29 protein-coding genes and 2 riboswitches are annotated in these 26,744 nt (G+C 61.8%); of the genes, 12 read left to right on the forward strand and 17 right to left on the reverse strand.

Annotated elements, in window-relative coordinates; translation table 11 throughout:
- Nucleotides 1–2: 2 nt before the first annotated feature.
- From QM596_RS23895 to QM596_RS29830, 8 genes are all read right to left on the reverse strand, one after another.
- A complete protein-coding gene (locus QM596_RS23895; RefSeq protein WP_003944291.1) occupies nt 3–1,640 on the reverse strand; it encodes an ABC transporter substrate-binding protein in 1,638 nt (545 codons plus the stop codon).
- Nucleotides 1,641–1,777: 137 nt separating this feature from the next.
- The gene (locus QM596_RS29730; protein ID WP_019749498.1) at nt 1,778–1,882 is read right to left on the reverse strand and encodes a putative leader peptide; all 105 of its coding nucleotides are present in this window, start codon (nt 1,880–1,882) and stop codon (nt 1,778–1,780) included.
- Nucleotides 1,876–1,970, reverse strand: a riboswitch (SAM riboswitch). It overlaps the preceding gene by 7 nt.
- 17 nt (nt 1,971–1,987) lie before the next feature.
- On the reverse strand, nt 1,988–2,578 hold the full coding sequence (locus tag QM596_RS23900) for a GNAT family N-acetyltransferase (protein ID WP_019749497.1): 591 nt from the start codon (nt 2,576–2,578) through the stop codon (nt 1,988–1,990).
- 8 nt (nt 2,579–2,586) lie between these two features.
- Nucleotides 2,587–3,696, reverse strand: a complete 1,110-nt coding sequence (locus tag QM596_RS23905) for an FAD-dependent oxidoreductase (protein ID WP_097387703.1) — start codon at nt 3,694–3,696, stop codon at nt 2,587–2,589.
- Between the two features lie 10 nt (nt 3,697–3,706).
- Nucleotides 3,707–4,678: an ABC transporter substrate-binding protein gene (locus tag QM596_RS23910; protein WP_007726832.1), complete on the reverse strand. Its 972-nt coding sequence runs from the start codon at nt 4,676–4,678 to the stop codon at nt 3,707–3,709.
- Nucleotides 4,679–4,712: 34 nt separating this feature from the next.
- A complete protein-coding gene (locus QM596_RS23915; protein ID WP_020968833.1) occupies nt 4,713–5,498 on the reverse strand; it encodes an amino acid ABC transporter ATP-binding protein in 786 nt (261 codons plus the stop codon).
- Complete coding sequence (locus tag QM596_RS23920; RefSeq protein ID WP_003944440.1) at nt 5,495–6,469, reverse strand: amino acid ABC transporter permease; 975 nt, start codon at nt 6,467–6,469, stop codon at nt 5,495–5,497. Before QM596_RS23920 ends, QM596_RS23915 begins: the two co-directional genes overlap by 4 nt.
- A gap of 110 nt (nt 6,470–6,579) precedes the next feature.
- Nucleotides 6,580–6,657: a putative leader peptide gene (locus tag QM596_RS29830; protein ID WP_350318888.1), complete on the reverse strand. Its 78-nt coding sequence runs from the start codon at nt 6,655–6,657 to the stop codon at nt 6,580–6,582.
- 7 nt (nt 6,658–6,664) lie between these two features.
- A riboswitch (SAM riboswitch) is annotated at nt 6,665–6,759 on the reverse strand.
- A 199-nt stretch (nt 6,760–6,958) separates the two neighbouring features.
- On the opposite strand from QM596_RS29830, the gene QM596_RS23925 reads away from it, so the two are divergent.
- The 8 genes from QM596_RS23925 to QM596_RS23960 all read left to right on the forward strand — a co-directional run bounded on the left by QM596_RS23925 (nt 6,959) and on the right by QM596_RS23960 (nt 13,434).
- On the forward strand, nt 6,959–7,726 hold the full coding sequence (locus QM596_RS23925; protein ID WP_003944404.1) for a sulfite exporter TauE/SafE family protein: 768 nt from the start codon (nt 6,959–6,961) through the stop codon (nt 7,724–7,726).
- Between the two features lie 37 nt (nt 7,727–7,763).
- A complete protein-coding gene (locus QM596_RS23930; protein WP_003944345.1) occupies nt 7,764–8,579 on the forward strand; it encodes an HAD-IIA family hydrolase in 816 nt (271 codons plus the stop codon).
- A gap of 290 nt (nt 8,580–8,869) precedes the next feature.
- Entirely contained in the window at nt 8,870–9,427 is a 558-nt protein-coding gene (locus tag QM596_RS23935; protein WP_047269467.1) for an alternate-type signal peptide domain-containing protein, read from the forward strand.
- Between the two features lie 4 nt (nt 9,428–9,431).
- The gene (locus QM596_RS23940; protein WP_283310059.1) at nt 9,432–9,998 is read left to right on the forward strand and encodes a hypothetical protein; all 567 of its coding nucleotides are present in this window, start codon (nt 9,432–9,434) and stop codon (nt 9,996–9,998) included.
- On the forward strand, nt 9,995–10,639 hold the full coding sequence (locus QM596_RS23945; RefSeq protein WP_283310061.1) for a signal peptidase I: 645 nt from the start codon (nt 9,995–9,997) through the stop codon (nt 10,637–10,639). The genes QM596_RS23940 and QM596_RS23945 overlap by 4 nt, the downstream gene beginning before the upstream one ends.
- A gap of 28 nt (nt 10,640–10,667) precedes the next feature.
- Complete coding sequence (locus QM596_RS23950) at nt 10,668–11,225, forward strand: SipW-dependent-type signal peptide-containing protein (RefSeq protein WP_283310062.1); 558 nt, start codon at nt 10,668–10,670, stop codon at nt 11,223–11,225.
- 5 nt (nt 11,226–11,230) lie between these two features.
- On the forward strand, nt 11,231–12,838 hold the full coding sequence (locus tag QM596_RS23955; protein ID WP_283310064.1) for a signal peptidase I: 1,608 nt from the start codon (nt 11,231–11,233) through the stop codon (nt 12,836–12,838).
- A complete protein-coding gene (locus QM596_RS23960) occupies nt 12,838–13,434 on the forward strand; it encodes an alternate-type signal peptide domain-containing protein (protein ID WP_047269470.1) in 597 nt (198 codons plus the stop codon). The genes QM596_RS23955 and QM596_RS23960 overlap by 1 nt, the downstream gene beginning before the upstream one ends.
- A 43-nt stretch (nt 13,435–13,477) precedes the next feature.
- On the opposite strand, the gene QM596_RS23965 is transcribed toward QM596_RS23960, so the two are convergent.
- Genes QM596_RS23965 through QM596_RS23975 form a run of 3 tightly spaced genes read right to left on the reverse strand, consistent with a single transcriptional unit; the run spans nt 13,478 to nt 15,598 of the window.
- A complete protein-coding gene (locus tag QM596_RS23965) occupies nt 13,478–14,701 on the reverse strand; it encodes an O-succinylhomoserine sulfhydrylase (RefSeq protein WP_172403504.1) in 1,224 nt (407 codons plus the stop codon).
- Complete coding sequence (locus QM596_RS23970; protein ID WP_007726822.1) at nt 14,698–15,126, reverse strand: rhodanese-like domain-containing protein; 429 nt, start codon at nt 15,124–15,126, stop codon at nt 14,698–14,700. The genes QM596_RS23965 and QM596_RS23970 overlap by 4 nt, the downstream gene beginning before the upstream one ends.
- A 46-nt stretch (nt 15,127–15,172) precedes the next feature.
- Complete coding sequence (locus tag QM596_RS23975) at nt 15,173–15,598, reverse strand: Rv0361 family membrane protein (protein ID WP_019749485.1); 426 nt, start codon at nt 15,596–15,598, stop codon at nt 15,173–15,175.
- Between the two features lie 230 nt (nt 15,599–15,828).
- Between QM596_RS23975 and QM596_RS23980 the strand changes: the two genes are divergently transcribed.
- Nucleotides 15,829–17,226, forward strand: coding sequence for an FAD-dependent oxidoreductase (locus tag QM596_RS23980; protein WP_019749484.1), 1,398 nt, complete (start codon nt 15,829–15,831; stop codon nt 17,224–17,226).
- A gap of 109 nt (nt 17,227–17,335) precedes the next feature.
- Nucleotides 17,336–18,175, forward strand: a complete 840-nt coding sequence (locus tag QM596_RS23985; RefSeq protein ID WP_024487914.1) for an amidohydrolase family protein — start codon at nt 17,336–17,338, stop codon at nt 18,173–18,175.
- Here QM596_RS23985 and QM596_RS23990 read toward each other — a convergent pair.
- The 6 genes from QM596_RS23990 to QM596_RS24015 all read right to left on the reverse strand — a co-directional run bounded on the left by QM596_RS23990 (nt 18,079) and on the right by QM596_RS24015 (nt 22,545).
- Nucleotides 18,079–18,561 (reverse strand): DUF456 domain-containing protein, encoded by a 483-nt coding sequence (locus tag QM596_RS23990; RefSeq protein ID WP_019749482.1) that lies wholly within the window; start codon nt 18,559–18,561, stop codon nt 18,079–18,081. The genes QM596_RS23985 and QM596_RS23990 overlap by 97 nt on opposite strands.
- The gene (gene purT, locus QM596_RS23995; RefSeq protein ID WP_182262734.1) at nt 18,558–19,793 is read right to left on the reverse strand and encodes a formate-dependent phosphoribosylglycinamide formyltransferase; all 1,236 of its coding nucleotides are present in this window, start codon (nt 19,791–19,793) and stop codon (nt 18,558–18,560) included. The genes QM596_RS23990 and purT overlap by 4 nt, the downstream gene beginning before the upstream one ends.
- 40 nt (nt 19,794–19,833) lie before the next feature.
- On the reverse strand, nt 19,834–21,339 hold the full coding sequence (locus QM596_RS24000) for a GGDEF domain-containing protein (protein ID WP_238077012.1): 1,506 nt from the start codon (nt 21,337–21,339) through the stop codon (nt 19,834–19,836).
- Between the two features lie 240 nt (nt 21,340–21,579).
- Nucleotides 21,580–21,726: a hypothetical protein gene (locus QM596_RS24005; RefSeq protein WP_003944356.1), complete on the reverse strand. Its 147-nt coding sequence runs from the start codon at nt 21,724–21,726 to the stop codon at nt 21,580–21,582.
- Between the two features lie 363 nt (nt 21,727–22,089).
- Nucleotides 22,090–22,212 (reverse strand): hypothetical protein, encoded by a 123-nt coding sequence (locus QM596_RS24010; RefSeq protein ID WP_019749478.1) that lies wholly within the window; start codon nt 22,210–22,212, stop codon nt 22,090–22,092.
- 210 nt (nt 22,213–22,422) lie between these two features.
- Nucleotides 22,423–22,545 carry a hypothetical protein gene (locus QM596_RS24015; protein WP_003944443.1) on the reverse strand — a complete coding sequence of 41 codons (123 nt, stop codon included), beginning with the start codon at nt 22,543–22,545 and terminating at the stop codon, nt 22,423–22,425.
- 320 nt (nt 22,546–22,865) lie between these two features.
- On the opposite strand from QM596_RS24015, the gene QM596_RS24020 reads away from it, so the two are divergent.
- Together QM596_RS24020 and QM596_RS24025 are read left to right on the forward strand one after the other, a co-directional pair.
- Nucleotides 22,866–24,599, forward strand: a complete 1,734-nt coding sequence (locus tag QM596_RS24020; RefSeq protein ID WP_019749475.1) for an ABC transporter ATP-binding protein — start codon at nt 22,866–22,868, stop codon at nt 24,597–24,599.
- Nucleotides 24,596–26,662, forward strand: coding sequence for an ABC transporter ATP-binding protein (locus tag QM596_RS24025; RefSeq protein ID WP_019749474.1), 2,067 nt, complete (start codon nt 24,596–24,598; stop codon nt 26,660–26,662). The genes QM596_RS24020 and QM596_RS24025 overlap by 4 nt, the downstream gene beginning before the upstream one ends.
- The last annotated feature ends 82 nt before the right edge of the window (nt 26,663–26,744 follow it).

A 26,744-nucleotide genomic window follows, 5' to 3' on the forward strand; every position in this document is an offset into this window, starting at 1 on the left:
GATTACTTACCCGACAACCATGCGTCGTAGAACTGCAGGCGTGAGGAGGCTTCGAAGTTCAGGTCCTGCACACTCGATCCGGCGCCGATGGCCTGCGAGAGCTCGATGGTCGGGATGGAGAGTCCACGGTCGAGGATCAATTCCTGTGCAGTGGATACCAGTTCGCCGCGTTGGCCGTTGTCCGTGGCTGCAAGCTGGTCTGTGAGTACCTTGTCGAGCTCCGGATCTGCGCCGCGACGGTTCAGGTTGCGGCCCTCTGTGCTGAACGATGCCCGCAAGATGTCGGCGTCCGCGCGAGTGCTGTTGTAATACAGCGAATCGTAATCACCCGACACTCCCTTCTCGGTCCATTCACCGTTCGAGACCAGGTTGAGCTGCAGGTCGACGCCGACCTTCTTGAGCTGCTGCTGCACCAGCTCGAGGATGGCCTGGTTACCCGAGAACACCGGACTGAAGGTGACGCTGAAAGTGAGCTTCTGCCCGTCCTTCTCGCGGATACCGTCGCTGCCGGTCTTCCAACCAGCCGCGTCGAGGAGTTTCGCCGACTTGTCGGCGTCGTACGTCACGACACTGGATTCGTCGCTGTAGAGCGGAGTGGTGTGAGCCAACGGGCTCGTGGCCGGGAAGAACGACGGATCCAGAACGGTGTCGACGAGTTCTTGGCGGTTGATTGCGGGAATGATGGCCTGGCGAACAGCCTGATCGGCGAGAACGCCGCGACTGACGTTGGGCTGGAAGAAGAAGCTCACACCCGGGTTCGGCCTTGTGAGGATTCGTCCGCCTGCGCCCTCGATCTGCGGCGCATCCTGCGGAAGCGCATCGCTGACCGCATCGAGCTGGCCGGAGGCCACGCTGCCTGCCCGCACACCGGATTCGGGGACCACCGTGAAGTCGACGCCGTCGAGGTAGGCCTCGCCCTGATGCGCGACCGCGTCCGACGCCCAGTTGTATCCCGCACGCTTGGCGATCTTGACGCTCTTGTCCTGCTGCCAGTCGGTGTACACGAACGGTCCGGAGGCGATCACCGCTGCACCGGGGCAGCGCTGCTCGGATGCCAGCGCGGTGGTGGAATCGGCGAGGATTCCGAGCTGTGGCGTCGAAGTTGCCTGCAGGAACTGAACATTGGGTCCGGAGAAATTGATCTTCGCCGTGTGAGCATCTACGACGTCGGTACCGGTGTACGAGGACAGGTAACTCTTCGCCAACGACGCGTTCGGTCCGAGATTCTTGACCGAGTCGAAGGTCTTCTTCACCGAATCCGCCGTCACCGGGGTGCCGTCGCTGAAGGTGGCGTCGTCGCGAAGGACGAACGTGAAGCTAGCGGCGTCGGGGCTGATCTCCCAGCTCTTGGCGAGCCACGGGGTGATCTCTCCGGTGTCGGGATTTTGATCGGTCAGCGAATCCACCACGGTCCGAGTGACATACACGGTCTGGTTACTGCCGGCCTGGGCCGGATCGGCGCACGTCGGCGCCTGCGACAGACCGTAGCGAAGGGTTCCGCCGGACTGGGCGGGGCCTGCGTCGGCAGCACTGTCACTCCCGCTGCTGCAGCCGGCGAGGACGGTGCCGAGAACCGAGACAGCACCGATACCGGCGATTACGGTCGCGCGTTTGCGGGCACCGAATGAGGGCGAAGACACCAAGAACTCCTAAAGAGGCATGCCGAAGAGCGCACCCGTCGCCTGAGACGAGAAAGGCGATCGAGCACGAATCAATTGTGAGAGAAGAGAAAACAGACTTGTCGACGACTCGCCTGAGTGTGAATGACTGACCGAGGTCAGTTGGTACAGAAAGATCCCGCGGTGCGGCACAGGTCTACGTGACGACGCGACCAGGCGGTATCGAAACCGCCTTCGACTGCCTTCATTTCGTGTTCCTCCATCGGTCCTGGCGGTAGCACCCGCACCCGATCACTCGGGGGGTTGCTGCGACTTCAATGAGCCAGGTCTCTCGGTCGCTCTGGATGGTCGTTCGCAAGTGTACGAGGTTAAACCCGGGTGTTGTCAACCCGGTCGGTAGGAATTGCTGCTCGAGTCACATTTTCGAGGACCCGAAGTTGTTTCTCGAACGGGTGGATGCCCACCTCTTCGGGCGAGAGTGACGCGTCGTAAAGCGGTGTGTATCCACTGGACAGATACAGCGCGACGGCCTCGGGTTGCCGAGGACCCGTCGTGAGAAACACCCGGTTGTATCCACGAAGTTCGATCTCTCGTTCCAACTCGCGAACGACGGCCTTGCCGAGGCCGCGCTTCCGATAGTCGACCGATGTCCAGATTCTCTTCAGTTCGGCAGTGGTGGAATCGAATTGACGAAACGCACCACCGGCGATCGGCAGACCGTCGTGGGTGAGCACCAGAAGCGCACCCTGCGGGTAGGCAAATTCTTCTGCCGGATACGTCGTGAGATCCTCGAGCATCGCTTCGCGAGTCCCGCCGTAACGCGAACTGTATTCGAGTGCCAACTCCGCGATCAGTGGAGCTGCCAAGGGATCGTCCTGCGATACCGAATAGACCTCTACCGCTCCGACACCCTCGAGCTGTCGAGTTCCGAGCTCCAGTGCCACAACACTTTCCTCCATGAATCTGGTCAACGCTCCCCCAGCCTGAAAACTTCCGGAGCGAGGGTGGTTCCGTCGACGAGGTCCGCCACAAGTTCACCCAAGGCCGGACCGAACTTGAACCCATGCCCCGAGAACCCCGCCGCCACTGTGACGGCGCCGACTCGGTCGATGACGAAGTTACTGTCCGGCGTGCTCGTGTACAGGCAGGTGAGCGACTCGACACGGGTGGAATCGACACCGGGCAACCACGACTCGGCGTACTCCACCAATCGCTGCTCTCCGTCGACATCAGGGGTGTAGTCACGGGTCTGCGGAGTCACCACCGGCCCGGTCGCGTGTTCGCCGATCTTGATCCCGTCCTCGGAACCGAGCCCGTAGATCCCCGCGGTCTCCAATTCTGCGCCGGTGTGGTGGACGAAACTCGGCCACTCGACTCCGGGATCGAGCGGTGCAAAGTGGGCCGGTTGTTCCTGCGTCGTGCGCAGCGTCGGCAATACGATCTCGGAGCCGAGACCGCTGTCTGCGATCAGATCCGCAGTCCACGCACCGGCCGCGATCACTACCTGACGAGCTGCGAGCGTTCCACTGTCCGTCACCACGTCCACGCCGTAGGACGCCCGCGCGAGTGCCAACACCCGAACATCGTGACGGACCTCGGCGCCGGCAAACACCGCTCCCGCCTTCAGAGCGGTCACGGCGCGGTCCGCGTGCAACCGGCCTGCATCGGGGTGATGGAGCACCGTGGTGTCGAATCGCAGCCCCGGCCAACGGGCGGACGCCTCGGCAGGGGTGAGGATCTCGCCCTTGATGCCCGCCTCGAGAAGTATCTTCGCCTTGGACTGCACTGCCTGCGGCAGGCCGTGATCAACGGCACCGGTGAGTTCCAGGAACCCGATGTCCGTCGTGGTCTCCAACTCCCGCCACAGCGGCAGCGCGTCGGCCGCCAACCCGGTGTACAGGTGATTGTCGTACGCCTGACGGTAGATGCGCGAAGTACCGTGCGACGCACCGTGCTTGTGCCCCGGCCCGAACTGTTCCAGCTGAACGACGCTACGTCCGCGCGCCGCGAGCCGCCAGGCGGCGGAGGACCCGACGAGTCCTCCGCCGATGACGATCGCATCGAAAATCTCACTCATGGACGAGAGCTCACTTGGTCTTCGGAAGGCCGGGCGGGTTGATCAGGGACGTGTCGACGGCTTCGCTGGTGATGTTCCAGCGCTCGAGGATCTGCTGGTACGTGCCGTTCTCGATCGTGTGGTTGATCGCGTCGTTGATCGCCTTGATCAGGCCGTTGTCCTTCTTCACCAGCACCGCGATCTGCCCCTGCAGGGTGTCGCCGGCCCCGGAGAACTCACCGACAACCTCGGTCTCCCCCGACTGCTTGGCGTGGAACTGCGACGACGGGTTCGGGCCGAAGTAGGCGTCGATCCGGCCGGACTGCAGCGGGAGGTAGTAGTCGGTGGTGTTCTGGTAGTAGGAGATGTCGGTAGGCGCCAGGCCGGCCGCGACGTTCTGCTCACTCCACTTGACCAGCAGCGCTTCCTGATTGGTGCCCGAGGAGACGGCGATCTTCTTGCCCGCGACGTCCTTGGGTTCCTTGATGGAGATTCCGGCACCCTTCTTGGCTTCGAAGGCGAGGGTGTCGAGACGGTAGGTCGCGAAGTCGTACTTCTCCTTACGCTCCTCTGTGACAGTCACATTGGAGAGGAAGGCGTCGGCCTCACCGGAGTCGATCCGGACGAAGTTCTGTGCCCAATCTGCTGTCTGCAGGTCGACCTTCAAGCCGAGAACGTCACCGATCAGATAGGCGAAGTCGGTCTCGGAACCGATGAGGGTGGTGTCGTCGTCGGCGTAGAAACGGAGCGGCGGAGCGGAACCGGCACTACCGGTGACGCGCAGCGTGCCACGATCGCGGATGTCCTGAGGTAGCTCGGCGGCGATTGAATCCACCTTGTCGGTGGTGATGCGGTTCTGATCGGCCGTGAGGTTGTAACCCGCAGCAGCGGTGACCTGGGCGCCGTCGGACTCGGCGTCCGCGCTGCTGCATGCAGCGCTGAGCAATCCGACGGTGGCAAGCGCCGAGATCAGAAAAGTCGCGCGACGGGATGTGGAGAACATCAATTTTTCCTTCCGGGAATGAGTCTGGGTCGCGTCAGAGGACGCGGGAGAGAAAGGCTTTGGTCCGTTCGTGGACCGGATTGTCGATCACCTGCGAAGGCGGGCCCTGTTCGACGATGACGCCGCCGTCCATGAAGACCGCAGTGTCCGCCACTTCCCGAGCAAATCCGACCTCGTGTGTGACGATCACCAAGGTGGCGCCGTCACGGGCCAGCTGAGCCAGGACTTCGAGAACCTCGCCCACCAGTTCCGGGTCGAGCGCCGACGTCGGCTCGTCGAAGAGAATGACCGCCGGCCGCAGTGCCAGCGCTCGCGCTATCGCGACGCGCTGTTGCTGGCCACCGGAGAGTTGGCGGGGATACTCGTCCGCCTTGTCCCCCACTCCCACTCGCTCGAGCAGTGCGCGGGCCTCGCGGTACACCTCGTCACGATCACGCTTCTGGGCCGAGAGCGGCGCTTCCACCACGTTTTCCAACGCGGTCAGGTGCGGAAACAGGTTGAAGTTCTGGAACACGAATCCGATGTGCGAACGCTGTTTCAGGATCTCGCGGTCACGCAGTTCGTGGAGTCGATTTCCCTTGCGCCGGTATCCGATCAGCTCTCCGTCGATCCGTACGGTTCCGCGGTCGACTTTTTCGAGGTGATTGAGGGTTCGCAGCAAGGTGGACTTACCGGAACCCGACGGACCGAGAATGACGGTCACTTCGCCCTTGCGGACCAGGAGATCAACGCCGGCAAGTACTTCCAGCGTGCCGAAGGACTTGTGAATTCCGCGCGCTTCGACGGCATACACCGTCTCTTCGGCCAGTTCTGCGGTCATCGGGTCGCACCTCTCGGAATATCGAGACGCGCATCGCGAATCTCTTCGAACTTCTTGCGCGCCTTCTGTACCGGAGTCAACGGAAGAGCACGGGCGGATCCTCGTGCATAGTGGCGCTCCACGTAGTACTGACCGATCGAGAGCAACGTCGTGAGGATGATGTACCAGATCGTGGCGACCATCAGCAGGGGCACGACTCGTCCGTTGCGTCCGAAGATGACCTGCACCTGGTAGAACAGTTCGGCGATTGCCATGGTGGAGACGATCGACGTTCCCTTGAAGAGTCCGATGACCTCGTTGGCGGCGTTGGGGAGGATCGCCCGCATTGCCTGCGGGAGAACGATCTTGAAGAACTGGCGACTGCGCGGAATGCCGAGCGAGTGAGCAGCTTCGATCTGACCGTGATCCACCGAGATGATTCCGGAGCGAATGATCTCGGCCGAGTATGCAGCCTGGTGCAGCGCCAAACCGATGACTGCCGCGGTGAATCCGCCGATCACACCGCTGACCTGGAAGGTGAAGAACTCGGGACCGAAAGGTATTCCGAGAGAAAGTGTCTGGTACAGGTAAGTGATGTTGAACCAGAAGAGCAACTGCACGATGAGTGGAATCGAGCGGAAGGCCCAGATGTAGGTCCAGGCGATCACCTGCAGGACCGGATTCTTCGACAACCGACCGAGTGCCAGGAAAACACCGAGACCGAACCCGAGGATCGTCCCCCACAGGGTCAGTTTGATCGTCATCCACAACGCGGCGAGCACTGATTTCGCGGTGAAGTACTGCGCGAACGTCGGCCAGTCCCAGCCGGGGTTGACGACGAGCCCGTGGATGAACTGAGCAAGCAGGACCAGCACGACCGCACTGATCACCCAGCGCAGCGGGTGCCAGGTGCGAGCGACGACAAGCTCCGAGTCGGGAAGTTGCGACTCGGACACCGACTTTTCGGGGCGGACATCGGTGGGCGCGCTCACGGCGCGCTACCTGACGGAGTGGACATCACGAATAGACCTTTCGGGGAAATGGGAACGCAGCTGTGTCCTCGAGTTGGTGCGCTCGAGTTGCGAAGACGACGAGAGTTCGGTCAGCGACAGTGACACGAAGCGGTGCGGCACAGATCGATGTGACGTCGCTTGTGCGCAGCGTGCGAAGTGGTACCCATGTGATGCCTTCCATCGGTCCTGGCGGTAGCACCCGCTCCCGATCACTCGGGGGGTTGCTGCGACGTCGACGAGCCAGGTCTCTCGGTCGCTCTGGATGGTGAGCAAAGACTAGACGCGAAATGTCGAGTCGTCAAATGTTGTATTTCCCTGCACTGCAAGGGAAATGAAGTGTCTACGATGTTGAAATCGCATTGATTTCAACGGTGTCCGAAGCCGCGTTCGGCGTGTTGAATGGAGCGTTCGAATGAAGACCGGGACCGCCGTCCGGACTGACTTTTCCTCTGCCGTACCGTCTGCGGAGTGAGTGGACTCGACGCTTTCTTCATCTTGTTGGCCGGTATCGGCGCGGGCGCGATCAACGCCGTGGTCGGCAGTGGAACGCTGATCACGTTTCCCACCCTGGTCGCCTTCGGCATGCCGCCCGTGACCGCAACCATGTCCAACGCGGTCGGGCTCGTCGCCGGCGGAGTTTCGGGTACCTGGGGCTACCGACGTGAGCTGTCCGGACAGTGGGACCGACTGAAGTGGCAGATTCCGGCGTCCCTCGCCGGAGCACTACTCGGTTCGTGGTTGCTCATGCACCTACCCGAGAAACTGTTCGAGACCATCGTTCCGGTGCTCTTGGTCCTCGCTCTCGCGCTCGTCCTCCTCCAACCACGCATCCAGGCGTGGGCCAAGAAGCGTTCCACCGAAGAAACGACGCTGTCCACCAAGAGGCTGATGCTCCTGACCGCCGGCACTTTTGCAGTCGGCATTTACGGCGGATACTTCACTGCCGCGCAGGGCATCCTTCTCATCGGTGTGATGGGTGCCATCCTCCCGGAAACCCTCCAGCGCATGAACGGCGCGAAGAACCTGCTGTCGCTGCTCGTCAACATCGTTGCAGCAGGGATGTACATCACTCTGGCATTCGATCAGATCAATTGGGCAGCAGCCGGTTTGATCGCCGTCGGCTCACTCGGTGGTGGCGTTCTCGGTGCCCGCTACGGACGGCGCCTGTCCCCCACTGCATTGCGCTACACGATTGTCGTCGTCGGCCTGATCGGACTGTGGCGCCTTCTCGCTTGACCGCCCACATCGGGCGCCACCCGCACATACTGGAGTAATGACCAGTACAGAAGATCAGACCGGTTGGACCTACCTCATGGACATGGACGGGGTTCTCGTCCACGAGGAGCACTTGATACCTGGAGCGGACACGTTCCTGGCAGAGCTGGCGTCGAACGACATCCCGTACATGGTGCTCACCAACAACTCCATCCGCACCCCGCGTGACCTGCGAGCACGCCTGCTCAATTCGGGACTCGACATCCCGGAGAAGTCGATCTGGACGTCAGCGCTCGCAACCGCGACGTTCCTGGCCAACCAGCGGCCGGGCGGCAGCGCCTACGTGGTCGGCGAATCGGGCCTGACCACCGCCCTGCACGACATCGGTTACGTCCTGACGGACAGCGACCCCGACTACGTCGTCCTCGGCGAGACGCGAACGTACTCCTTCGAAGCGATCACCACCGCTATTCGCCTGGTCGAGCGTGGATCGCGGTTCATCGCCACCAACCCGGACGCCACCGGACCGTCGCGAGACGGCTCGCTGCCGGCCACCGGCTCTGTCGCGGCACTCATCACCAAGGCGACCGGACGCGATCCCTACTACGTCGGCAAGCCCAACGCCTTGATGATGCGCTCAGCCCTGCGGTCCATCGGCGCTCATTCCGCCAATACGTTGATGATCGGCGACCGCATGGACACCGACATCGTCTGTGGCCTCGAAGCCGGACTGCAGACGATTCTGGTGATGACCGGGATCTCGACCCGCGCGTCGGTAGAGCTCTACCCCTACCGCCCGACCATCGTCCTCGAGTCGGTCGCCGATCTTGTGGGAACAACAACCGATCCATTCCGTAGCAACACAAACAATTGATTCAAATTGCAAAACAAAACCGAAACTCGGTAATTAACTGGTAAAAAACAGCAGATTTGCCAGGTTCCGACTCGTCCGCTTTGTCCAACTGAACAAACCAACGGTTTTATTCGCACCAAACTTACAAACGAGTAGTTAGACGCAGGTCAAAGATCATTTCGACACCGAGTGACAGTTGGACTCCAGTCGTAAAATTGATTTTTCGAAAAGTGGTAACGAATCGTTTGCCGTGTCTGATACTCATGTCTGAATGGCCCCATTTCGGGTCCCAGACATGAAATGAGATTTTCATGAAGAAGCAGACCAAGGGTGCGATCGCTGCTGCGGCGGCCGGTGCCCTCCTCCTCGGCGGTGCCGGCTCGCTCGCAGTCTGGAGCGATTCGGCCGACGTCAGTGGCGGCGGGCCCGTCACGTCCGGCGCCCTCGACCTGAGCTCTTGCGCACCGGTCGGCGGGGGTTGGAACTCCCTCAACCCGACGAAGACCGCGATCACCAACATTTCGGCCTACCGCATCGTCACGACCGAAAGCATCGAATACACCTGCGACGTCACTGTGACCGCAGTGGGCGATCGTCTCGCGGCTGTTCTGACCGCTGATACGGCCGGAATCGTTCCGGGTGCGAACAGCGCCGAGCTTGCCGCTGCTGTCGTGCCCGTGACGACAATCAAGGACACTGGTGGCAACCCGATTTCGCAGATCACCAAAGCCCAGAACGGAACGATCGTCCACGTCGGAGTCCGGCTGAACTTCAACGAGGTGGCCAATCAGGTCGCGCAGAACCAGTCGCTGAACTTGTCGGCGATGAAGTTGGTCGTCACTCAGACAGCACTGACACCGGCCCCGTAATTTCATGAGGAAAAAGGTCTGGGGAGCGATCGCAGTCGCGGTGGCTGCTGTAGCGGTGTTCGCATCGTCGCAGCAGTCGCTCGCGCTGTGGTCCGATTCGGCGAGCGCGAATGGCGGTACGGCGACAGCCGCCAGCGTCAACCTCACGGTTGGTACATCTGCCGGAACCAGTGCGGCGTACACCCTGGCGAACTTGACGACGGCCGCGACGCCCGTTGTCCCGGGAAACACGGTGCAAGCACCGCTCACCGTCAAGAATTCGGGGGCTGATCCTCTGCAATGGCGAATGCAGTCGACGACCGCACTTACGGGATTCACGTTGACCACGTACGGAGTCGCCAACGAAGGCGCCTGCCCTGCCGGCGTCAACACCGCGGCTCCGGCAGTGACCCCACTGACGTCCGGATCGATGAATGCATCGCTGCAGTACCCGGTTTCGCCGGCGTACATGCCGAGTCCGCTGGTCTCAGGCGGTACGTACATTCTGTGCTTGCGACTCACGGTAGGCGTCGGGGCGGTCTCAGGTGCAACAAGCACCACGACCTTGACCTTCCAGGCAGGTCCGGTATGATAAAACACTCCACGAAGCGCACCGATCGCACCGGCCCACTCTGGTGGATCACCTCTATCGTCAGTTGGACACTGCTGCTGGCAATTTCGGCAGTCATCGTCGCAACCATTGTCGTTCCCTTCTTTGCCGGAGCGCAGCGCTTCACGATTCTGACCGGTTCGATGCGCCCGACGTACAACCCTGGATCACTGGTAGTGGTCAAACCTGTCGATCCGTCCGAACTGGGGATCGGTACACCTATTACGTACCAGCTGGAATCGGGTCAGCCGACCGTCGTCACGCACCGGATCATCGCCACAAGTGAAAACCAGAAGGGTGAAAGAACTTTCATCACCCAGGGCGACGCGAACGGTGAGCCTGACGAGAAGGAAGTACGGCCGGTGCAGATCCGGGGAAAGGTCTGGTACAGCCTGCCTTATCTCGGTTACGTGAACACCTGGCTGACGGGAGAGCAGCGCACCGTGATCGTGGTGATCGTAGTGACCGCTCTACTGCTGTACGCGTCGTACATGATGATCAGCGGCATCCGTGACGGCCGGAAGGAGCGAGCTCGAGCCCGATTGGCTCCTGACCCTGCAACTTTCGCGCCCAGAGACTCCGCCCAGATCGAGAAAGGCCAGCACGATGCCCTCGCGCCCTGACCGTCCGGCCCATCGGATTCGTCACCTGTTGACCAGCACGCGCTTTCGCGCGCTGCTCGCTTTGGGGATGGTACTGGGTGTCGGCGGTGTCACTACACTCGCCGCCTGGACGTCTTCGGCGATTGCGACTTCGGGCAACATCACGACCGGGTCGATCAATCTGCAGTTGAACAGCATTGCCCAGCCCACCCTGACCAAGTCCCTGAATTTCAGTGAGCTTGGCAAGTCCGGAATGATTCCCGGTGATTCGAATACCGCTCTGATCAAGGTCAACAACCTCGGCACAGGGGCAACTGTCCCACTGAAGTACACCATCACGTCTACGAGTAGTGGTGCGTTGACGACCTCTCTACGAATGACGGTCTCCTCCAACGGAACTGTTGCCAACAAGTGCACTGACGGCGCCAACGTCGTGTCCTCGCTCGCGCTGACACTCACCGCGAATCAAGCCATCGGTAGCCCCGACCGCCCACTGGCGGTAGGGGCTACCGAGAATTTATGTGTCTCGGTGCAGCTTCCGACAACACCGACACCGCCGACGAACAGCACGTCGAATATCGACCTGACGTTCACGGCAAAGGTGTGATGGCAGTGTCCCGACACACGAAGATGTCACCGAAAGCCTCGACGCCACCTCGGATTCAGGAAATTCTGCTCACGCTCGGCGCGCTCGCAGGATTTGCTTGCATTGCCCTCTTCATAGCCGGATTGGCCTTCGGCATCTCACCGCTGATCTTCAAGAGTGGATCGATGTCTCCCGCGATCAACACCGGGGCACTGGCATTTGCGCGAACAGTGCCTGCTTCAGAAATTCAGGTCGGTGACATCGTCAGCGTCTTCGACAGCCAAGGCACGCGCATCACCCATCGTGTCGAGACGATCGAGCAACAAGGCAACAATCTTGCAATTGCACAGCTGCGCGGTGACGCAAATCCCGTCACAGACCCAGGTCCTTACGTCATCACCGAAGCGGATCGAGTCTTCTTCAGTATCAACCGGCTCGGCTACGTGGCTGTCTGGCTGTCCGGACCGAGTGGGCTTGTGCTTGGTGCGATTGCCGGCGGAGGACTGCTGTACATCGCGTTCCGTCGACGTGAGGCTTCCGACGCGGAGGAACCTCAGCGGGATCGTCAGGACATACGCGGCGACTCCCATGCCCTCAAGGCCATCGTCGCCTTGGCTACGGTCGGTCTCACGGTGGTCGGTGTGTCCCAGATCGGTGGTACCAAGGCGGGGTACACCGACACAGCCACGGCAACAAGCATTCAGTTCGGCACTGCTGCAACCTTTCCCACGTCGCCAAGCACAGCCAGTTGCGCGGTGAATTTTGCGCTCGTTGTTCCGGTCGCGGTGACAATCACCTGGCCCGCGACTGTCGGAAGCTCATACCGTCTAATTGCCCGCGATAGCAACGGATCCTTGTTGGGATCGAATGACTACACCGCAACGTCTACTACAGGCTCCATGAGATACGGCTCGGGCGGTACAACAGTCGCGTTCCCGCTCATAGTCGGCACCTACAACATCGAAATCCATGGACTGAGCGGCACGTCGGTCACGCCGTCGTACTCCGGCTACCAATTCAGCATTCTCGTCGGCCTGCTCTACTCGTGTGGCGGTCCGATCAGCGGGACATCTGCTCTCAGTCGATCGGCAGCGCCGGCACTGGCGGCAGACGCTCCGAGCACTCCTACTACGGCCGTCACTTCCACGACCGCCTCATCCACCACGCCCACCACGACATTGGCGCCGGCTGTGACAACCACCAGCACAACTGCACCGTCGACAACCACCAGCACAACTGCACCGTCGACAACCACCTCGTCACCGGCTACAACTACGGCGCCCCAGACGACGACCGCTACAACGACAACGACAACGACAACGACAACGGTGCCACCAACTACGACCACCCCGAGCGAGGTTCCCGTCGACGCCCCGGCGACCACGACCGGTCTCAGCGCCCAGAAGCTCTCGACTGCCAGCGGAACGGTTGTGTCCGTGTCGAATTCATCGGGCGCTGAGGTATATCGAGGTCCCGTTGACAGCGACGCTGTACTGCATTGGCTCACCGGAACCGATCAGTTGTATGTGATCACCACTGGCGGCGTCACCGTCATCGACACGTCAACGGGAGTCTGGGCCGAATCTCCTACCCCGAGCGAACTGCCGGACGAGATCAAGGCGCTGGTGCCGTGATGAGAAAGACAACGAAAGCTGCCATGGCAGTTGCCGCGGCCGGAGCCGTATTGCTCGGCGGTTCGGGCACATTGGCGAAGTGGACCGACAGTGCGACCCTGACAAGCGCCGCTGTCCAGTCCGGGACCCTGGATCTGGGAGCATGCGTGACCACGAGCGGCGGGGGCTGGTATTCGCAGGTCTACGTCAACGCGCCCACCAATCCGAATCCACTCGTATATATCCCGGACATCACTACCTACCGGCTCAAGCCCGGATTCAACTACACGTATTTCTGCGATTCGAAGGTGATGGCCACCGGCCCACGTCTGAAAGCGAACGTGACAGTCGACAAGACCAAGTTGAGCGGCGGGCTCGCAGCCGCCAACATCGACCTTCGCACGTACGTCACGGATCAGAGCAACAATCTTCTGTACGACAGCACAGCACCGACGCCGAACCTCATCGCGGTCACGTCGGCCCTGAACAACACCAATCTGACGGCGCAGGTGTTGTTCACGATCTACCCCACCGACACGACAAGCTCAGGTCTCACACTGAATACGACGGCGTTGACGATCGACGTCAAACAACTGGGTCTCACGCCCGCACCGTAGAACGCCTTGCCGTCGGAAGTTCGAGGCAATTCGCTCCAGCGATTCAGCCGAGTGCTCGCTTCAGATCAGCCAACAGATCAGCCGTGTCTTCGAGCCCGACGGACAGACGGACAACGCCGTCTGTAAGACCCACTGCTGCACGGCCTTCCGGACCCATGGCCCGGTGCGTTGTCGTGGCGGGGTGAGTGATCAACGACTTGGAATCTCCCAAGTTGTTGGAGATGTCGATGACGCGCAGGCCGTTGAGAACCTCGAACGCCCGCTTCTTGCCCTCTCCGTCAGGCGCATCGAGCTCGAACGTGACAACCGTTCCGCCACCGCTCATCTGAGACTTCGCGAGCTCGTGCTGCGGATGCGACGTCAGGTACGGATACTTGACCCACTTGACGCCGGAGTGTCCTTCGAGGAATTCGGCGATCTCGAGTGCCGAAGCCACGGAGTGCCGAATACGGACCGGCATCGTCTCCAGGCCCTTGAGCAGAGTCCACGCATTGAATGGACTGAGCGCAGGACCGGTGTGCCGCATCAGTTCTCGAACGGGACCGCTGATGTATTCCTCGGTACCGAGGATCGCGCCACCAAGCACGCGGCCCTGACCGTCGATGTGCTTGGTGCCGGAGTACACCACGACGTCGGCGCCCAGATCGAGGCTGCGCTGCAGAAGCGGCGTCGCGAAGACGTTGTCCAGCACTACCTTTGCCCCGGCAGCATGAGCAAGCTCCGACACCCGCCGAACGTCGACGAGGGACTGCATCGGGTTGGACGGCGTCTCGAAGAACACGGCAGTGGTCGGCACCGAGAGCGCCTCTTCCCACTGCGCGTTGTCTTCACCGTCGACGAAGACGACCTCGACTCCCCAGCGCGGAAGAATCTCGTTACACACGACAAAGCAGGATCCGAACAGGCTGCGCGCGGCAACCAATCGGTCGCCGTTGGCCAACAGTGCGCCCAACGCCGTGAAGACTGCCGACATTCCGCTGGCCGTCGCAAAGCACGCTTCTGCGCCTTCGATGAGACGCAAACGCTCTTCGAACATCTTGACCGTCGGATTGCCGTAGCGGGAGTAGACAAAATGATCCACTTCGCCGGTGAAGGCTTGTTCGGCGGCTTCTGCACTCTCGTAGACGAATCCGGAGTTGAGGAACAGCGCTTCGGAAGTCTCCTCGAACCCGGTGCGCATCAGTCCGCCGCGAACACCGAGAGTGCCGAGACCGACGTCGTCCGGCAGCGCTCGTTGAAATGCGCCACCCTGGGGAATTCCGCTCACTGCTGCCTCCATGGCAAGCCGATGGCCCGCCAACCTACAAGTCCGCGATGTCCGTCGGCACCCAATGCGCCTTCGAACCCGTCGAGCACGTTGTACGACGGGCCGATGCCCGCCGCAGTCGCAGCTTCCGCCGCACCGATGGAACGTTGTCCGGATCGACACAGGAAGATCACCGGACGCTCCGACCCGGAGGAATCGGCGGTGATGCCGGCTTCCTTCAACTGGTCGACGAAGTTGTCATTGCGCGCGCCGGTCGGGTGGCTCACCCATTCGATCAGTGCGGCCTGCTTGCCGAGGGAGGAAACATCGGGGACACCGACGTACTTCCACTCCGCATCGGTCCGCACGTCGACCAGCACGGCGTCGGGGTTTTCGCGGAGCAGCTCCCAGGCTTGCTCCGGCGTCAGATCGCCTGCGTAACTCACGTAGTCCATGTTTTCACAAGACTGCCGTGAGCGCCTGAGCGGGCCGTCAGTTACAGACGACCCAACGGTTGCCATCACGGGTCAGGGCCCAGGTCGAGACCCGCTCGCCCGCTCCGCCGCCGGTGATCGTCACGTCGGCCCGGGCGCGATCGCCGTTGACCACGACCCCGTCCACACCCTTCAGTTCGACCGTCCCGTCGACTCCGGCCATCGGACCAGTGCTCGAATTGAAGCTCGCGCAGGTCAGGGTCTTGACCGTCTCCGCGTCATTTCGATTCTCGGCATCGACGTAGTCAGTGACGGAGCGGCTCACGCGGTCCGACTCGGTGACGTTCTCCTCGGCCGGCGAGATCCACGATGCGACGAAGATTCCACCCAGAATCAAGGCGACGATGGCAACAGCCAAGAGGAACGGCCCCGCAGACGCCTTCTTGCCATCGATGTTGTCGGATTCGCGAAGCTCGTCACTCATAACGCCAATACTCCCCCACAACTTGAAATTGTGGCCCGTCAAGGACCAGGCCCCTACCCCGAATACCCGAGACAACGGGAGAATGGGAAGAAAGAATAGGTTTACCCACAACCGATCGAGTGAGAGTGTGGATCCGTTCGGCCGCAACCGAGGCACTGTGCTTAGGTTCGGCTAAATTGGATACTTGTCGATATGTTGTCCGAACTTCGAAGAAGGTAGCTGTCCTCACGATGACTGACTCCAACCGCCCACTCCGGGTCGCGATCGTCGGCGCCGGCCCCGCCGGCATCTACGCCGCCGACGCCCTCATGAAATCCGACACCGCAGTCTCCGGCCGCGGCGTCAGCATCGACCTCTTCGAGCGCATGCCCGCGCCCTTCGGCCTGATTCGTTACGGCGTCGCGCCTGATCATCCGCGCATCAAGGGCATCATCACCGCTCTGCACAAGGTGCTCGACAAGCCTCAGGTCCGCCTGCTCGGCAACATCGACTACGGCACCGACATCACCCTCGACGACCTGCAGTCGTTCTACGACGCGGTCATCTTCTCGACCGGCGCCAACGCCGACCGCGCGCTCGGCATCCCGGGTATCGAACTCGACGGCAGCTATGGCGCGGCCGACTTCGTCTCCTGGTACGACGGCCACCCCGACGTGCCGCGTACGTGGCCGCTCGAAGCCGAGAAGGTCGCTGTCCTCGGCGTGGGCAACGTTGCGCTCGACATCGCCCGCGTCCTCGCCAAGACCGGCGACGAACTGCTGCCGACCGAGATCCCCGCCAACGTCTACGAGGGCCTCAAGAACAACAAGGCCGTCGAGGTTCACGTCTTCGGACGCCGTGGCCCGGCCCAGGCCAAGTTCACGCCTCTCGAACTGCGTGAGCTCGACCATTCCCCGACCATCGAGGTCATCGTCGACCCCGAGGACATCGACTACGACGAGGGCTCGGAGCAGGCTCGCCGCAACTCCAAGCAGGTCGACATGGTCGCGAATACGCTGCAGGACTGGGCAATTCGCGACGTCGGAGCCCGCCCCCACAAGCTGTTCCTGCACTTCTTCGAATCTCCCACGGAGATCCTCGGTGAAGACGGCAAGGTCGTCGGCCTGCGCACCGAGCGCACTCAGCTCGACGGCACCGGCAACGTCAAGGGCACCGGCACGTACAAGGACTGGGATGTCCAGGCCGTGTACCGCGCCGTCGGTTACCTCTCGCAGAACGTCACGCAGCTGCCGTTCGACGACCAGGCGGGCACCGTCCCCAACGACGCCGGACGTGTCGTCGCCGACGACAACGCCGAGGGCGCAGCCCGGTTCATGCCGGCCACCTACGTCACCGGCTGGATCAAGCGCGGCCCCGTCGGCCTCATCGGCCACACGAAGGGTGACGCCAACGAAACCGTCGCGAATCTTCTCGAGGATTCCGTCGGCTTCGCCGGCGCCGCGAACCCCGACGAGAACGCCGTCATCGAGTTCCTCGAAGGCAAGCAGGTGCCGTACACGACCTGGCAGGGCTGGTACCGCCTCGACGCGCACGAGCGCAGCCTGGGCGAGCCCGAAGGCCGTGAGCGCATCAAGGTCGTCGAGCGTCACGACATGCTGAAGGCGTCCGAGCCCGACCGCGCGAACTGAGTGCGCAGAAGTAACTGAACAGAAGCCCTCCACCGGCCCGACGCGACCCAGGTCACATCGGGCCGGTGGTGTGTGCGGGGACCCAGGGCAACAGGGCAAAATAGACCCCGTGTTTGACGCCCACGTGCATATCATCGACCCGCGCTTCCCGCTGGTCGAGAATCACGGGTACCTGCCTGAGCCCTTCACCGTGGCCGATTACCGGGCCCGGCTTGCCTCACTGAAGGGCCTGAGTGTTGACGGCGGCGCGGTGGTGACCGCGTCGTACCAGGGCAATGACCAGGAATACCTGAAAGCCGCCTTGTCCGAACTCGGCGAAGGCTGGGTGGGCGTCACTGCTTTGCCGCTCGATGCGACGGACGAAGACATCGTTGCGCTGGACGCGCTAGGAGTGCGCGCCGTCCGATTCAATCTGCGCCGAGGCGCCACCGACCTGCGTCTACTCGCCGATCTCGCCAACCGCGCATTCGATCTGGTCGGCTGGCACGCCGAGTTCTACGTCGATGCCACGCTGTTGCTGTCGCTGGAACCCGTCTTCGCCAAATTGCCGGCGGTGAGCATCGACCACTTGGGAATGTCCACCCGCGGACTGCCGTATCTCCTGAACCTCGTCGACCGCGGGGTACGCGTCAAAGCCACCGGGTTCGGCCGCACCACCATCTCCGACGTCGGCGACGTGCTTCGCCAGATCCACGCGGTCAACCCCGCTGCGCTGATGTTCGGCACCGATCTACCCGGCACACGGGCACGTCGAGCGTTCGAGGTCCACGACCTGGACGTGATCGCCGAAGCTGTCGGCGACGACCTGTCCGCGGTCATGTGCGACAACGCCCGCTCCTGGTACCGCTGCGCTCAAGTGAACGCGACGGCTCCCAGCCACAGCCCCGCCGCGATCAGCGCTCCGAACAGTTCCACCAGCATGGACAATCCGACTGCCTTCACCGCGTGAAGCGTCGACGACCAGGCGATGTCGTAACGGCGCAGCCGCGCTAGTTCGGCGAAATACGTTCCGACGATGAATCCGAGGAACAAGCCCACGACCGGAATCACGAAGAACCCGATGATGCCGACGACGCCGCCGACCACCACCGACAGGTTGGGCACTCCCCCGGACTTCATCCGCTTGCCTGGCCAGGTGTACTTCACGATCCCGGTGACCACCAGTGCCAGCGTGGACAGCGCGAACACCGTCCACGCCGTCGCGCCGCCGGTCATGATCGCCCACACCAGAATTGCACCGAAAACGAGAAGTGTCCCCGGAAGAATCGGAACGACGACACCGATCAGACCGACCAGGATGACCAGCCCGACGAGGACCTCGGCCACAGGACTCATCCGACGGGACGCACCTTCGACGCGGCCTCGCGAGCACGGGCGCGTGCAGTCGGCGCATCGGCGGCCGTCGACACTGCAACACCCATGCGACGACGCGTGAAGCTCTCGGGCTTGCCGAAGAGCCGCAGGTCCGTCTCGGGAACCGAGAGTGCCTCGGCGACGCCGTCGAATCCGATCCCCTTGGCCTCCATTCCGCCGTAGATCACCGCCGATGCTCCCGGCACCGTGAGCGTCGTGTCGACCGGCAATCCCAGGATCGCGCGGGCATGCAGCTCGAACTCCGAAAGTCGCTGCGTCCGCAGAGTCACCAATCCGGTGTCGTGCGGCCGTGGGCTCACTTCGGAGAAGAAGACGTCGTCACCCTTCACGAATAGCTCGACGCCGAAGATGCCTCGCCCGCCCAGAGCCGTGGTCACCTTCTCGGCGACGTCTCGGGCCGAGGCGAGGGCAACTGCAGACATCTGCTGCGGCTGCCACGATTCGATGTAGTCACCGGCTTCCTGCAGGTGCCCGATCGGCTCGCAGAACGACGTCTCGACCTGACCGCTCTCACCGACGGCGCGAACCGTCAATTGTGTTATCTCGTAATCGAAATCGACAAAACCCTCGACGATCACCCGGCCGTGATTCACACGACCTCCGGCCATCGCGTAATCCCATGCGGCGTCGAGATCTTCGGCGGATCGAACCGTCGACTGTCCCTTCCCCGACGAGGACATGACGGGCTTGATGACGCACGGGAAACCGATTCGGTCTGTCGCTGCCTGCACTTCGGCAAGCGAGTCCGCGAAAGCGTACGGCGAAGTGGGCAGGCCCAACTCCTCGGCCGCGAGCCGACGGATCCCCTCACGGTTCATCGTGAGCTGGGTGGCGCGGGCGGTGGGAATGACCACCGCGGCCCCGCGTTCTTCAACGAGTGCAAGCGCATCCGTCGCAATGGCCTCGATCTCGGGAACCACGAAGTGAGGCTTTTCCAACTCGATGACGGCAAGCAGCGCTTCCGGATCGGTCATGTCGACGGTATGCGCACGATGAGCCACCTGGTGCCCAGGGGCATCGGGATACCGATCCACCGCAATCACTTCGACGCCAAGACGCTGCAACGCGATGACAACTTCCTTACCCAACTCGCCTGATCCCAACATCATCACGCGGATGGAGTTCTCGGTCAGGGGAGTTCCGAATCGGAGCGGAAGCGTCGGCAGGGGCGAAGGCGTCGAATCAAGCTGCATGGGTGCGACTATATGCCAATCCCGATGCAGGTCAGCGCGGTTATCGGCCGTCCACCACACCTTCGCGGCCAAATCCTCGCCTGATCGTTCGTGGTATGTCAGGTTTGCGATAGGTGCGGGTGGCCATATCCGGCTCGGAATTCCGTTGCGGCAATGCATCGTTGCCGAGCCGGCGCACTTTCACGAGGTTGCGCCCGGCGCGCTTGGCTTCGTACAGAGCCTCGTCCGCGACGGTCATAAGGGTGGTCAACGTCGGCGTCGCATGATCGACCCACGCGACGCCGACACTGACGGTGCTCGTCACTTCTGATTCGGCCGAGTACTCGACTTGCGCGCCGCGGACCGCCTCGGCCACATCGACTGCTCGCGCGTAGCTGCAGTCCGGAAGCAGAATGGCGAACTCCTCGCCGCCGAGCCTTCCGATCAGATCGCCGTCCGACAATCGGTCAGCGGCCCGTTCGGCGAAGTTCGCGAGAACGCTGTCACCGGTCATATGTCCATGCGTGTCGTTGATGCTCTTGAAGTGGTCCAGGTCGAGCATCAGCAGGCCGACCGGGGATTGTGTGCGAGCCGCGGCGGCAAGCTCCGATTCCGCGTGTCCGAGAAACGCACCACGCGAGAGGACCCCGGTCAGATGGTCGAATTCGACAGCAAGGAAGAGCTCACGCTCGGCAGCGCGACGTTCCTCGGTCGCACAGGCAACCGCGATCGGCCCCAACGCGATCAGCGTGACGGCAATGGACGTGATGACGTCCTCGTTCCACGTCGAGGCAGCTTGATCTCCGATATCGAGTCGACCGCTTCCCGCCATCATGAGTGACCACACCGACCAGACCACTGAAACGAAGGCAGTGCTCGGAACCGAGATGCGAGTGGCGCACCACAGGAGAGCCGGAATCGGAAGGACCAGCGCGATCGGCCCTTCGATGCTGAGGGCGATCGGCACGCAGGCTGCAGTGGCGAGTAGCGGAACGCTCATAGCGGCGACAGTTTTGGCAGTCAGTTTGCTGCGGAACTCGGCAAGGCTCGACGGGATGGTGAGAGTGAGAATGAGAGGAAGGACCAGCAGGTACGCCATGACCTCGGTGGCACCCCAGTGGAAGAACGTGTCGGTAAAGGACTGACCGCGTAAGAGCCGGTCCAAGGCGCCGGCAGTGGCCGCGGTACCAGTCGCCGCGACGAACGAGACGAAGACCATCCACACCAGCGACTGCGAATCGACCAATCGGAACGGTGTGCGCTTCAAGTAGTACAGAACAAGAACACCGACTGTGACTCCGGCGAGGTTCGCCCCGTTCAACTGCACCGCAAGCGAGAGCGAGTTGCCGGTGATCAGGTCAGCGCAGACGTATCCGACAGCCGCAGCGATCCACGTCGGCCACTCGATCAGGACCGGCCATCTGACCATCATTCCCAGCAGAATGGCGTTGGCGCACCAGAATGTCGCGAGCAAACCTGGTGGGCGCGTGAGGATGCCGATCAACGAAGCCGCAAGTACAACGGCCAGCACTAGGAGAAGGCGCAGAAAGCGACTCGTCCCTACCATGCGTCACCTCGCGGTCGGCTACCTCTGAATTCGGGAGCACCGGACGTCGCGGTGACCGTATGCCGATGTCGTCGAACCATCGTACGCAGGTGCTGCCACTCACAGTTCTGTGTTCACACGCCAAAACGGCAACTACGAAAATCTCCGCAAACGCGGGTGCCCTCCGGCCACGACAGTGGACAGAGGGCACCTGCATGCAATCCGATTGGCAGAGCCGAATGGACCTGCCGGAAGGGATGACTACTCGGCGGATCCGCTGGACAGACCCGAGAGTGAACCGGTGGACGAGCCCTCGCCCTCGCCGGACAGCGATTCGGTGGGAACGGACTTGAGGAAAGCTCCGAGCGCGGTGAGCAGGGGTCCGAGGGTGCTGAGTGATCCGAACATAGGAGGTTCTCCTGTTTGTGAGGTGGTGTGATGTTCCAGCGCCATTCCGGCCGCAGGCGGTGGCCGAGATGGTTCGGGAAACTTCTGCCGCGCGGATGGCTGAACCGCCCCCCGAACAACATCCCGAGCTGTGATGTAGCGCACTAACTTGGCGCTGCCTGCATTTATAGACTGACTGCCCACACTTGTCTAGCTACCGAATAGCTATCAACTTGAACTGTCGGTAACACCTTCTGACATAATTGCAGTTCAGAGGCCAAATAGACGGTTCGAAATATCCCATAATGTGATTTAGCTCACAATTGAAATGCAAAAAGTGTGGCCCGCAGACAACCGCGAGCCACACTTTCGGACAAACGGGACTTACTTGTCAGCCGCCGATCCTGTGCCCGGGGTGAGCGAGCCACCACCGAGTGCCGTGAACAGGTCCTTGAGTACCGGAATGAACGTCTTGACGACGCCGCTGAAGTCTTCGAATGAACCCATGTCGGGCCTCCTTATGTCGGGATGCAGTTGAAATGAAGTGGGGACCGAGAATTACTCGGCAGTGGAACCAGCCGAACCCGAGCCGTCCGCCGATCCCGCGTTCAACTTGGTCACGAATGCGAGAACGCTCTTGAGGAAGGCGTCGAGATTCTGAATTGAGGTCATGCGACTACTCCTGTGTTGTTTCGGAAGAATTGTTGTGGTCGAACGTCAGGAGTTCGAGCTCGCGGTGTCCAGCCCCTGAAGGGTCTTGAGCATGTTAACCAGGGGAAGAAGCTGGAGAATGCCCCAGCCCATGCCGTTGGCCTTGAGAAGGTTTCCGAGGGATCCCATGTGTGACTCCTTGCATGAATATCTATGACGCGGCGCACGTTTTGTTCGCTCCGCCTCTTTGTAGCCAAGCTAAATACGTACGTCCAGTTTGTTTCTATCCAAGAAGGACCGTGACATATTGGAGCAATGTGTAAACCAGCAGTTCAGGCCCTGTGACCTGAAACCAATATCGAATTCAAGTGTGTTGGACATCACATTCGATTTGGACAAATGGATGCAATCGTCAGAGTCGGTGCCAACCTCGACCACGATCTGTCATACCGTGTGCTTGTGATCAATCGCGAACGAGCGGCAACCGAAGCAACTCACCGGGAACCGTCGTGCTAGCAAAACTCCTCAAGGCGTACCTGCCGCCGTACCGCTGGTTGCTTGCCGGGGTCCTCGCACTTCAACTCTTCGGGGCCATCGCGTCGTTAGTCCTCCCCACGCTCAACGCTCGGATCATCGACGACGGTGTCGCCCGAGGCGACACCGGATTCATCATGTCCACCGGCGGGATCATGCTGCTGGTCTCGCTTGCGTCGATCATCGCGTCGGTCGCATCGACCTATCTGGCGGCAAAATCGTCGATGGGCTTCGGCCACGACGTTCGAGGCGCCTTTTACAAGGCCGTCGGCAGCTTCTCTGATCGCGAATTCAACAGTTTCGGTGCGCCGACGCTGATCACACGGAACACCAACGACGTCCTGCAGATCCAGGCCCTGGTCATGCTGACCTCCTCGATGCTCGTCAGCGCCCCACTGATGTGTATCGGCGGCATCATCATGGCGCTGCGCGAGAACCTGCAGATGTCCTGGCTCCTGACGATTTCGGTACCACTGCTCGGCATCACCGTCTCGGTCGTGGTGGCCAAGCTGATCCCGCATTTCCGGACGATGCAGACGCGGATCGACAACATCAATCGATCACTGCGCGAACAGCTCACCGGTATGCGTGTCATCCGCGCCTTCGTTCGAGAACCCGACGAGACGATCCGCTTCGACAAAGCCAACAAGGAACTGACCGACACCTCGCTCCTCATCGGTCGCTACCAGGCGGTTCTGCTGCCCACCGTCATGTTGATCGCCAACCTGTCGAGCGTCGCGGTGCTGTGGTTCGGCGCGCATCTGGTCGATACCGGAGACATGCAGATCGGCCAGATCAGCGCCTTCCTCGCCTACGTCATGCAGATCCTGATGTCCGTGGTCATGGCGACCATGTTGGCCGTCGTGATTCCCCGCGCGGCCGTGTGTGCCGACCGCATCACCGAGGTACTCGACACCGAGCCGACCGTGCCCGCACCGGCCCAGCCCCTTCGCCCGACCAGCCCCTACGGCGTTGTCGAGTTCGGTGGAGCCGGATTCACGTATCCGGGAGCAGAAACGCCGGTCCTGTCGAATGTCTCGATGCGATGCATGCCAGGAACGGTCACCGCGATCGTGGGCAGTACCGGTAGTGGCAAATCGACCCTCGTCTCACTCATCCCCCGACTCTTCGACGTCACGGCCGGCGCCGTCCTGGTCGACGGCTTGGACGTCCGTGGCTGGGATCAGGACGAACTCTTCGCCAACTTCGGATACGTGCCCCAGAAGGCCTACCTGTTCGCCGGCACGATCGCGAGCAATATCCGCTACGGAAACCCGACCGCCACCGACGACGACATCTGGGCAGCCCTCACCATCGCCCAGGCAGACGACTTCGTCCGTGAACTCTCCGACGGTCTCGAGTCTCCGATCGCCCAGGGCGGCGGCAATCTCTCGGGCGGACAGAAACAACGTCTCGCCATCGCCAGAGCTGTGGTCCGCAGACCCCGGATCTTCGTCTTCGACGATTCGTTCTCCGCACTCGACATGCACACCGACGCCGCAGTCCGACGCGAACTCCGCACGGTCTCGACTCATTCGACGGTCATCATCGTCGCGCAGCGCGTCGCGTCCATCATCGATGCCGACCAGATCATGGTCCTCGAAGACGGCGCTCCGGTCGGTCTCGGCGACCATCAGTTCCTCCTGGCCAACTGTCCGACGTACCAAGAGATCGTGGCTTCCCAGATTCCCGCGGAGATGAGCGCATGACCAGCCCGCAGGACCCGACGTGGGGCAGCCCCAACAGCCAGTACTTCGACGATGCCCCGACGGTGGTGTTCGCCAAGATCCCGAGCGAACCTGAATCCGCGGACGGGGATGCGAAGTCGAGTAACCCCGAGAACCCCGACAAAGAGCCGAAGCCCGCGCTGACCGCGACGGACACCAAACCTCGCCACTTCAAGGCGACGATGAAGCGGCTTCTCTCGCTTCTGCAGCCACACAAGTTTGCGGTCGTCTGTGTCGTCGTTGCGACGATCGCCAGCATCGCGCTCTCCGTCGCGGTGCCGAAGATCCTCGGTCACGCGACAGACCTCATCTTCGCCGGGTTCATCGGCAAGAGCCTGCCCGCCGGACTGACCCGCGATCAGGCAGCAGAGGCGATCCGCGCATCAGGAAATTCGACGTTCGCCGACCTCGTCGCCAACTCGACCGACGTCGTTCCCGGTGTAGGTCTGAACTTCGACGCCATCGGCAAAGTCGTCATGCTCGCGATCGTCGTGTACTTGCTCTCGTCGCTACTTGCCTGGTTGGAAGCATTCCTCCTCAACATCATCGTCCAGAAGACCATCTACAACCTGCGTGCATCGGTCGAGGCGAAGCTTCACCGTCTCCCCCTTCCATACTTCGACAAGACGCCGCGCGGCGAGATCCTCAGCCGCGTCACCAACGACATCGACAACATCTCGTCGACGTTGTCGTCGACGTTGACGTCGCTCCTGACGTCGGTGCTCACCGTCCTCGGCGTCCTGACGATGATGTTCGTCATCTCTCCGATGCTCGCCCTGATTGCACTGATCGCGGTGCCGGTATCGGTGCTCCTCGTTGCCAGGGTCGCCAAGCGTGCACAGGTGTTGTACAAGGCTCAGTGGACCGAGACGGGCAAGATCAACGCACAGATCGAAGAGAACTACAGCGGTCGCGACCTGGTACGCGTGTACGGGCATCAGGCCGAAGCCGAGCGTGAATTCGCCGAGCAGAACAAGAAACTCCTCGACGCGTCCTTCGGCGCACAGTTCCTCTCCAGCCTGATCATGCCGGTCATGAACTTCGTCGGAAACATCACCTACGTGCTGCTCGCTGTAGTCGGCGCACTCAAGGTCGCCAGCGGCAACATGTCACTCGGTGACGTTCAGGCGTTCATCGTCTATTCGCGCCAGTTCAGCCAACCACTCACGCAGATCGCGTCCATGTCGACGAGCCTGCAGTCCGGAGCAGCGTCGGCCGAGCGGGTCTTCGAGCTTCTCGACGAACCCGAGCAGTCGCCCGACATCGACGTGCCACTAATGCCCGAGCCTGCCGGACGCCATCGCAACGTCGGACACATCGAGTTCGAGAACGTCTCGTTCCGCTACGAGCCGGACAAGCCGTTGATCGAGAACGTGTACCTGACGGCTCGGCCCGGGCAGATGGTCGCCATCGTCGGACCCACCGGTGCCGGCAAGACCACCTTGGTCAACCTGCTCATGCGCTTCTACGAAGTCGACTCGGGCCGAATCACTCTCGACGACGTCGACATCTCGCAGATGCGCCGCTCCGACTTGCGCAAGCACGTCGGCATGGTCCTGCAGGACACCTGGCTCTTCGGCGGAACGATCCGCGATAACATCGCGTACGGCCGGCTCGACGCCAGTGAATACGAGATCCACGAAGCCGCACGCGCTGCCTTCGTCGACCGCTTCATCCACACGCTCCCGGACGGGTACGACACCGTGCTGGACGAGGAGGCATCGAACATCAGCTCCGGCGAGAAGCAGCTCATCACGATTGCCCGAGCATTCCTGTCGGAGCCGTCGCTGCTGATTCTCGACGAGGCGACCAGCTCGGTCGACACACGTACGGAACAGCTTGTGCAGCAAGCAATGTCCGCGTTGCGCGTCGGGCGCACCAGCTTCATCATCGCGCACCGGCTCTCCACCATCCGTAACGCCGATCTGATCGTCGTGATGGAGGCGGGCAAGATCGTCGAGCAGGGCACACACGACGAACTCATCGCAGCTGCGGGCGCGTACTTCCGTCTCTACAACGCTCAGTTCGAGGGTGCCGCCGTCTAGTGATCGGCGCCTCCCTCGGCGGACACAGTGCCCCGGAGCACACCTGACCGATTCGACACGTTACCGTCGAGTCAGGAGTGTT

It is taken from the genome of Rhodococcus sp. IEGM 1406, from assembly GCF_030056745.1.
Classification (GTDB): domain Bacteria; phylum Actinomycetota; class Actinomycetes; order Mycobacteriales; family Mycobacteriaceae; genus Rhodococcus_F; species Rhodococcus_F erythropolis.

Bases quoted from the DNA above. Each gene is read 5' to 3' on its own strand.
- QM596_RS29730 (WP_019749498.1), bottom strand. From the start codon at position 1,882: ATGGAGGAACACGAAATGAAGGCAGTCGAAGGCGGTTTCGATACCGCC.
- QM596_RS23900 (WP_019749497.1), bottom strand. From the start codon at position 2,578: ATGGAGGAAAGTGTTGTGGCACTGGAGCTCGGAACTCGACAGCTCGAG.
- QM596_RS23905 (WP_097387703.1), bottom strand. From the start codon at position 3,696: ATGAGTGAGATTTTCGATGCGATCGTCATCGGCGGAGGACTCGTCGGG.
- QM596_RS23910 (WP_007726832.1), bottom strand. From the start codon at position 4,678: ATGTTCTCCACATCCCGTCGCGCGACTTTTCTGATCTCGGCGCTTGCC.
- QM596_RS23915 (WP_020968833.1), bottom strand. From the start codon at position 5,498: ATGACCGCAGAACTGGCCGAAGAGACGGTGTATGCCGTCGAAGCGCGC.
- QM596_RS29830 (WP_350318888.1), bottom strand. From the start codon at position 6,657: ATGGGTACCACTTCGCACGCTGCGCACAAGCGACGTCACATCGATCTG.
- QM596_RS23930 (WP_003944345.1), top strand. From the start codon at position 7,764: ATGACCAGTACAGAAGATCAGACCGGTTGGACCTACCTCATGGACATG.
- QM596_RS23935 (WP_047269467.1), top strand. From the start codon at position 8,870: ATGAAGAAGCAGACCAAGGGTGCGATCGCTGCTGCGGCGGCCGGTGCC.
- QM596_RS23940 (WP_283310059.1), top strand. From the start codon at position 9,432: ATGAGGAAAAAGGTCTGGGGAGCGATCGCAGTCGCGGTGGCTGCTGTA.
- QM596_RS23945 (WP_283310061.1), top strand. From the start codon at position 9,995: ATGATAAAACACTCCACGAAGCGCACCGATCGCACCGGCCCACTCTGG.
- QM596_RS23960 (WP_047269470.1), top strand. From the start codon at position 12,838: ATGAGAAAGACAACGAAAGCTGCCATGGCAGTTGCCGCGGCCGGAGCC.
- QM596_RS23975 (WP_019749485.1), bottom strand. From the start codon at position 15,598: ATGAGTGACGAGCTTCGCGAATCCGACAACATCGATGGCAAGAAGGCG.
- QM596_RS23980 (WP_019749484.1), top strand. From the start codon at position 15,829: ATGACTGACTCCAACCGCCCACTCCGGGTCGCGATCGTCGGCGCCGGC.
- QM596_RS23990 (WP_019749482.1), bottom strand. From the start codon at position 18,561: ATGAGTCCTGTGGCCGAGGTCCTCGTCGGGCTGGTCATCCTGGTCGGT.
- purT (WP_182262734.1), bottom strand. From the start codon at position 19,793: ATGCAGCTTGATTCGACGCCTTCGCCCCTGCCGACGCTTCCGCTCCGA.
- QM596_RS24000 (WP_238077012.1), bottom strand. From the start codon at position 21,339: ATGGTAGGGACGAGTCGCTTTCTGCGCCTTCTCCTAGTGCTGGCCGTT.
- QM596_RS24005 (WP_003944356.1), bottom strand. From the start codon at position 21,726: ATGTTCGGATCACTCAGCACCCTCGGACCCCTGCTCACCGCGCTCGGA.
- QM596_RS24010 (WP_019749478.1), bottom strand. From the start codon at position 22,212: ATGGGTTCATTCGAAGACTTCAGCGGCGTCGTCAAGACGTTCATTCCG.
- QM596_RS24015 (WP_003944443.1), bottom strand. From the start codon at position 22,545: ATGGGATCCCTCGGAAACCTTCTCAAGGCCAACGGCATGGGCTGGGGC.
- QM596_RS24025 (WP_019749474.1), top strand. From the start codon at position 24,596: ATGACCAGCCCGCAGGACCCGACGTGGGGCAGCCCCAACAGCCAGTAC.